Origin of the sequence: Enterobacter sp. LM3 (assembly GCF_046622475.1) — a bacterium.
In the GTDB taxonomy this organism is placed as follows: Bacteria; Pseudomonadota; Gammaproteobacteria; order Enterobacterales; family Enterobacteriaceae; genus Enterobacter; species Enterobacter cloacae_P.
This window is the reverse complement of the sequence record NZ_JBJURN010000040.1, coordinates 1-1,735: the sequence shown is the minus strand read 5'-3', so window position 1 is coordinate 1,735 and position 1,735 is coordinate 1. Positions and strand designations below refer to the sequence as shown.

At 53.0% G+C, this 1,735-nt stretch carries 1 rRNA gene (cut by a window edge); it reads left to right on the top strand.

Going from position 1 to position 1,735, the window contains the following annotated elements:
• Positions 1-1,678 (top strand): 23S ribosomal RNA (locus ACJ9N4_RS20745); it begins 1,228 nt to the left of the window's first position.
• The last annotated feature ends 57 nt before the right edge of the window (positions 1,679-1,735 follow it).

The following is a 1,735-nucleotide window of genomic DNA, read 5'->3' as shown; positions in this document are numbered from 1 at the left end:
TGCTGGAGGTATCAGAAGTGCGAATGCTGACATAAGTAACGATAAAGCGGGTGAAAAGCCCGCTCGCCGGAAGACCAAGGGTTCCTGTCCAACGTTAATCGGGGCAGGGTGAGTCGACCCCTAAGGCGAGGCCGAAAGGCGTAGTCGATGGGAAACAGGTTAATATTCCTGTACTTGGTGTTACTGCGAAGGGGGGACGGAGAAGGCTATGTTAGCCGGGCGACGGTTGTCCCGGTTTAAGCATGTAGGCGGAGGTTCCAGGTAAATCCGGTACCTTATTAACGCTGAGGTGTGATGACGAGGCACTACGGTGCTGAAGTAACAAATGCCCTGCTTCCAGGAAAAGCCTCTAAGCATCAGGTAACACAAAATCGTACCCCAAACCGACACAGGTGGTCAGGTAGAGAATACCAAGGCGCTTGAGAGAACTCGGGTGAAGGAACTAGGCAAAATGGTGCCGTAACTTCGGGAGAAGGCACGCTGATATGTAGGTGAAGCCCCTGCGGGTGGAGCTGAAATCAGTCGAAGATACCAGCTGGCTGCAACTGTTTATTAAAAACACAGCACTGTGCAAACACGAAAGTGGACGTATACGGTGTGACGCCTGCCCGGTGCCGGAAGGTTAATTGATGGGGTTAGCGGCAACGCGAAGCTCTTGATCGAAGCCCCGGTAAACGGCGGCCGTAACTATAACGGTCCTAAGGTAGCGAAATTCCTTGTCGGGTAAGTTCCGACCTGCACGAATGGCGTAATGATGGCCAGGCTGTCTCCACCCGAGACTCAGTGAAATTGAACTCGCTGTGAAGATGCAGTGTACCCGCGGCAAGACGGAAAGACCCCGTGAACCTTTACTATAGCTTGACACTGAACACTGGTCCTTGATGTGTAGGATAGGTGGGAGGCTTTGAAGCGTGGACGCCAGTCTGCGTGGAGCCGACCTTGAAATACCACCCTTTAATGGCTGGTGTTCTAACGTAGACCCGTAATCCGGGTTGCGGACAGTGTCTGGTGGGTAGTTTGACTGGGGCGGTCTCCTCCCAAAGAGTAACGGAGGAGCACGAAGGTTAGCTAATCCTGGTCGGACATCAGGAGGTTAGTGCAATGGCATAAGCTAGCTTGACTGCGAGAGTGACGGCTCGAGCAGGTGCGAAAGCAGGTCATAGTGATCCGGTGGTTCTGAATGGAAGGGCCATCGCTCAACGGATAAAAGGTACTCCGGGGATAACAGGCTGATACCGCCCAAGAGTTCATATCGACGGCGGTGTTTGGCACCTCGATGTCGGCTCATCACATCCTGGGGCTGAAGTAGGTCCCAAGGGTATGGCTGTTCGCCATTTAAAGTGGTACGCGAGCTGGGTTTAGAACGTCGTGAGACAGTTCGGTCCCTATCTGCCGTGGGCGCTGGAGAATTGAGGGGGGCTGCTCCTAGTACGAGAGGACCGGAGTGGACGCATCACTGGTGTTCGGGTTGTCATGCCAATGGCATTGCCCGGTAGCTAAATGCGGAAGAGATAAGTGCTGAAAGCATCTAAGCACGAAACTTGCCCCGAGATGAGTTCTCCCTGACTCCTTGAGAGTCCTGAAGGAACGTTGAAGACGACGACGTTGATAGGTCGGGTGTGTAAGCGTAGCGATACGTTGAGCTAACCGATACTAATGAACCGTGAGGCTTAACCTTACAACGCCGAAGCTGTTTCGGCGAAGAGACAGAATATTTTCAGCTTTGATACAGATT